This is a genomic window from Pseudonocardia sp. SID8383, assembly GCF_009864975.1.
In the GTDB taxonomy this organism is placed as follows: Bacteria; Actinomycetota; Actinomycetes; order Mycobacteriales; family Pseudonocardiaceae; genus Pseudonocardia; species Pseudonocardia alni.
The window spans coordinates 1-5297 of sequence record NZ_WWFY01000991.1 but is presented as its reverse complement, the minus strand read 5'-3'; the positions used below and the strand labels follow the sequence as shown (position 1 = coordinate 5297).

The window sequence follows — 5297 nt, the reverse complement described above, 5'->3', positions numbered from 1 at the left end:
GCCCGTCCGGCACGGCGAGCCCGGCGGCGCGGGCCAGCCACCCGGCGAGCAGGTCGGTCTCGGCCAGCGGCAGGCGGGCCGCGTCGGCGCCGGCGACCTCCAGCAGCACGGCGGCGTCGTCGAGGGTGCCGCCGGTGTCCGGGTCGGTCAGCGAGGTCAGCCCGGCCCCGCCACACGCCTTCCAGGCCGCCGTGTCCAGGCCGGTCCCGTCACGGTCGTCGGACCCGGCCGCGAGGATCGAGGCGGCCAGGTCGGCCAGGTCGCTGTTACGGGCCATCAGCGCAGTCCCATCCCCCGCGCGACGATGCCGCGCAGGACCTCGTTGGTGCCGCCGCGCAGGGTGAACCCGGGCGCGTGCAGCACGGCGTCGGCGAGCAGCCGGGCGAACCCGGACTCCGCACCCGGGTCCGGCGGGATGTCGACCAGCAGCCGGGCGGCGTCGACGATCTCGTTCTCGTAGCGGGTACCGAGGTCCTTGACCAGGGCCGCCGCCAGCTCGGGGGCCCGGCCGGACTCCAGCGCCCCGGCGACGGCCAGCGACATGGCCCGCAGCGTCCACAGCCGCGACACCAGCGACCCGACGCGACGACGGGTGCCGGCGTCGGCACGGCCCGCCCCGGCGAGCTCGCCGACCAGCGACGCCAGCAGCGGGTAGGTCGACAGGAACCGCTCCGGTCCGGAGCGCTCGAACGCGAGCTCGCCGGTGACCTGGGCCCAGCCGTTCCCCAGCTCGCCGAAGACCCGCGCGTCGGGGATGAACACGTCGTCGAAGCGGACCTCGTTGAAGTGGTGCGCCCCGGTGAGCAACGGGATCGGGCGGATCTCCACCCCGGGCGAGTCCAGCTCCACCAGGAACTGGGACAGCCCCGCGTGCCGGTGCGCGTCGTCGCGCGGCTCGGTGCGCACCAGCGCGAAGAACGCGTGCGCGTGGTGCGCCCCGGAGGTCCACACCTTGGTGCCCGACAGCCGCCACCCGCCGTCGACGCGGGTCGCCCGGGTCCGCACCGACGCCAGGTCGGAGCCCGAGTCCGGTTCGGACATGCCGATGCCGAAGTACACCTCGCCGCGGGCGATCCCGGGCAGGAACGCGCGACGCTGCTCCTCGGTGCCGTGGCGCAGCAGCGACGGCCCGATCTGGCGGTCGGCGATCCAGTGCGCCGCCACCGGTGCGCCCGCGGCGAGCAGTTCCTCGGTGACGACGTAGCGCTCCAGCGCGGTCCGGCCGTGCCCGCCGTACTCGGTGGGGATGGTCATTCCGAGCCAGCCGCGCTCCCCCAGCCGCCGCGAGAACGACTCGTCCCAGCCGGAGAGCCACACGTCCGCACGCGGGGTCCAGCGGGCGGCGCCGCGCTCGTCGTCGAGGAAGGAACGGACCTCGGCCCGCAGGTCCGCCAGCCCGGCGGGGAGCTCGACCGGGTCGGGCACGAGCTCGGGCAGGGCCGCTGCCGGTGTCGATGTCGCTGCCACGGGCCTCATCATGACCCAGCCCCGCCGGCGCCGCCGGTGTCTATGGGCCGACTCACCGGGGTACGTTCCGGGCATGACCACCAATGCTGACGAGCGCAGGGTGCTGGATGCCGTCCCCACCGGCCTGTTCATCGGCGGCCGGTGGCGGCCGGCGGAGAACGGCGCGACCGCGAAGGTGGAGGATCCCGCCACCGGAGAGGTGCTGACCGAGGTCGCCGACGCCTCCCCCGCCGACGGCATGGACGCCCTCGCCGCCGCGCACGCCGCGCAGCCCACGATCGCCGCGATGGCGCCGCGGGAGCGCAGCGAGATCCTGCGCCGCGCCTACGACCTGCTCCACGAGCGGATCGACGACCTGGCCCTGCTCATGACCCTGGAGATGGGCAAGCCCTTCGCCGAGGCCAAGGGCGAGGTCGTCTACGCCTCGGAGTTCCTGCGCTGGTTCTCCGAGGAGGCCGTGCGCATCGACGGCGGCTACCAGGTCGCCCCGAACGGCCAGACCCGCTTCCTCACCATCCGCCAGCCCGTCGGGGTCTGCGTGTTCGTGACCCCGTGGAACTTCCCGCTGGCCATGGGCACCCGCAAGATCGCCCCGGCGGTCGCCGCCGGCTGTGCCTCGGTGATCAAGCCCGCGCCGCAGACGCCGCTGACCATGCTCGCGTTCGCGCAGGTGCTGGCCGACGCCGGCCTGCCCGACGGCGCCCTGAACGTCATCAACGCCACCGACGCCGGCGCGGTGATGGAGCCGATCCTGCGCGACGGCCGCGCCCGCAAGATGTCGTTCACCGGGTCCACCCCGGTCGGGAAGCTGCTGCTGTCCCAGGCCTCGGACAAGGTCATGCGGTCGTCGCTGGAGCTGGGCGGCAACGCCTCGTTCATCGTGCTCGACGACGCCGACGTCGACGCCGCCGTCGAGGGCGCCATGATCGCCAAGATGCGGAACATGGGCGAGGCCTGCACCGCCGCGAACCGGTTCTACGTCCAGCGCGGCGTCGCCGAGGAGTTCACCGCGAAGCTCGCCGAGCGGATGGGCGCGCTCAAGGTCGGCCGCGGCACCGAGGAGGGCGTGAACGTGGGCCCGCTCATCGACGCGAAGGGCCTGGACAAGGTCACCGACCTGGTCGCCGACGCCGTCGCCGCCGGTGCCTCGGTCGCGATCGGAGGGAGGGCCCAGGACGGGCCGGGCTACTTCTACCCGCCGACCGTGCTCACCGACGTGCCGGTGAACTCCCGGCTCAACCACGAGGAGATCTTCGGCCCGGTCGCGCCGATCACCGTCGTCGACAGCGCCGACGACGCACTGGCCGCGGCCAATGCGACCGAGTTCGGCCTGGTCAACTACGTGTACACGCGCGACCTGAACCGGGCGCTGCACATCGCCGAGAACCTCGAGAGCGGCATGATCGGGCTCAACACCGGTCTGGTGTCGAACCCGGCCGCCCCGTTCGGCGGCGTCAAGGAGTCCGGGCTGGGCCGCGAGGGCGGCACCGTCGGCATCGACGAGTTCCTGGAGACCAAGTACGTGGCCATCGGCTACAGCGGCTGACCCCACGCACGACCGAGGGCCCCGGTGCCGTACGGCGCCGGGGCCCCCGTGTGTCGCGGGTTGGTCAGTTGGCCGGGGCCGCGGGTGCCGCCGGGGCCGGGGCCTGCGGCTGGATCGGCACCGCCGGGTCCTGGCCGGGCACCGGCTCGGCGGGCTGGGTCACGTCGGCCCGGCCCCCCGAGACGAGCTCGACCAGCTCGACGCCGCCGTTGAGGGTCAGCATCACGACCAGCAGCGCCACCGAGGCGACGGCGGCCGCGGTGAGCCCGCGCTGCGCGGACCCGCTGGTGACCAACCGGCCACGGCTGGTCTCCACCACCCAGGCGCGGGCGGCGAACACGGCCAGCATCAGACCGAACGCGAGCCAGGTCAGGAGGAATCCGTTCACGGGTTCGGCACCTCCCCACCGGCCGCCGGGACCGGGGCCGTCGCCGGTGCCGGAACGCCCGGCGCCGGGAGCGGCTCGTTGCGCACCAGGATGGCGTCGAAGCCGCTCTCGTAGGTCGCGCGGTACTGGCCCGACGCGATGAGCTGGTTGCGGATCTCGATCGTCCAGCCCGGCTCGCGGTCGTTCAGGACGACGCCCTGCTTCTCGATCGCCGGGTAGAACAGGATCGTCTGCGGCTGGACCTGGTCGATGCAGCGGAACGGGTCCGCGGCGAGGACCGCGCAGCCCTGACCGCCCGAGGCCATGTTGTTGTTCTCGCCCACGCCCTCCAGGGCGTAGGGCCCGACCGTCGACAACGGCTGCACCGTCGCCCCGGGCGGCGCCTCGGCGTAGGCCTTGCGGGTCATCTGGACGTCCTCGGTGGTGACGTCGGTGTAGGCCTCGTTACCGCCGCGGATGAAGATGAGCAGACCGAAGACGACCACCATGCCCACCGCGAGCAGCCGTTCGCGCTTGCGGTCGACGCGGGCGAAGGCCCGCAGCGCGTCGACGGCCAGGATCGACAGGATCGGCAGGCCGTAGAGCAGCACGCGCAGGAGCAGCTCGCCGCCGTAGCTCTGCACGACCGCCATCCCCATGGGGATGATCGCCAGCAGGATCGGCACGAGGTCGCGGCGGCGGCGCCAGTAGACCCAGGCCCCGGCGAAGCCGAGGACGTAGGTCAGGCCGGTCATCACGACCCGGAACCCCTTGCCGACGAGCTGGCCCGTGTCGCCCTGGAAGCGGTCCGCGACACCGGCCTGCAGCGCGCTGCCGTCGTCGCCGCTACCGATGATCATGCTGATCTGGTTCATCCAGAAGTCGCGGGCGCCGATCAGCACGAACACCGTCACCGCGGCGATCGCGACGATCACCAGCCCGCGTCCGCGGAACCGGCCGACGACGGCCAGCACGGCCAGCTGGCCGATGATGGCGAACGGGGTCAGCTGGTGGGCCGGGGCGACGGCGATGACGCACAGCGCCGCGCAGAAGTAGATCAGCAGCAGCTGCCGGGCGGGCAGCGTCGGCGTGTTCGGCGGGGTCAGCGCCGACACCAGCCAGCGCCGCCACCGGGGCAGCGGTGGCGCCCCGCGGTGGGCCCGCGGCCAGCCCGGGACCCCGGCGTTGTCGACGCGGCGGGTCGCCAGCGGGCCGAGCGCGAAGGTCAGCACCGTCAGCAGCAGCACGATCGCGGTCGCCTGCGGGGAGAAATAGTCCTGCTCGATCCAGTTCAGGCCGATGAACAGCCAGGCCGCGACCCACGGCGCTCGGGTGCCCCCGAGCATCGAGCGGGCCAGGGCGTAGACGCCGATCGCCCACACCGCGGTGACCGCGGGCGGGTACCAGCGCAGGATCGTGTCGAGCTGGTCGGCACCGGCGGCGTCGCGGATCCACGCCCACTGGGCGAAGAACGCGGGCCAGTAGAACCGCGCGTCCACGCCGGTGGGCGGGACGCCGTTGTTGCTGGCGACCGCGTCGACGAACCCGGAGATCAGCCAGGCGGTGGTGAACCGGGCCTGGGGCTGCACGACCGAGGGCAGGCCGGTCGAGCACAGCAGCAGCACACCCGTCGCGGCACCCAGCATCGGGATGCGCGGGCGGCGCGACCAGAGCTCGAGCAGGCAGGCGCCGATGGCGAGCAGCAGCGCGACCCACGCGAACGGGCTCAGCGCCGGGGCGAGGCCCCAGCCGCCCAGGTCGGACAGGTCGGTCGTCGCGGCGGCGACGGGCAGCAGCAGCACCGCGAGAACGGCCAGGACCGGTGCGCCCCAGACCCACAGCGGGGACAGCGGCTCGGCGGTCTCGGGTGCGGGCGGCGGGGGCGGCGGCGGGCCGTCACCGGGCGGGCGCGGGACC

Annotated in this window: 4 protein-coding genes and 1 pseudogene; 1 reads left to right on the top strand and 4 read right to left on the bottom strand. The window is 73.9% G+C overall.

What is annotated here, in order from left to right; translation table 11 throughout:
- Window positions 1-277: pseudogene (locus GTW08_RS23760) on the bottom strand (hypothetical protein); the annotation flags it as partial.
- Window positions 277-1476 (bottom strand): acyl-CoA dehydrogenase family protein, encoded by a 1200-nt coding sequence (locus GTW08_RS23755; RefSeq protein ID WP_073575303.1) that lies wholly within the window; start codon window positions 1474-1476, stop codon window positions 277-279. The pseudogene GTW08_RS23760 and the gene GTW08_RS23755, both read right to left, overlap by 1 nt.
- 64 nt (window positions 1477-1540) lie before the next feature.
- On the opposite strand from GTW08_RS23755, the gene GTW08_RS23750 reads away from it, so the two are divergent.
- A complete protein-coding gene (locus GTW08_RS23750) occupies window positions 1541-3013 on the top strand; it encodes an NAD-dependent succinate-semialdehyde dehydrogenase (protein ID WP_073574801.1) in 1473 nt (490 codons plus the stop codon).
- 64 nt (window positions 3014-3077) lie between these two features.
- Here the strand turns inward: GTW08_RS23750 and GTW08_RS23745 are convergent, their stop codons facing one another.
- Together GTW08_RS23745 and GTW08_RS23740 are read right to left on the bottom strand one after the other, a co-directional pair.
- Window positions 3078-3401, bottom strand: coding sequence for a hypothetical protein (locus tag GTW08_RS23745; RefSeq protein ID WP_073574800.1), 324 nt, complete (start codon window positions 3399-3401; stop codon window positions 3078-3080).
- Window positions 3398-5297 (bottom strand): hypothetical protein (locus tag GTW08_RS23740; protein WP_161152551.1); only part of this gene is annotated, 1900 nt, incomplete at its 5' end. The genes GTW08_RS23740 and GTW08_RS23745, both read right to left, overlap by 4 nt.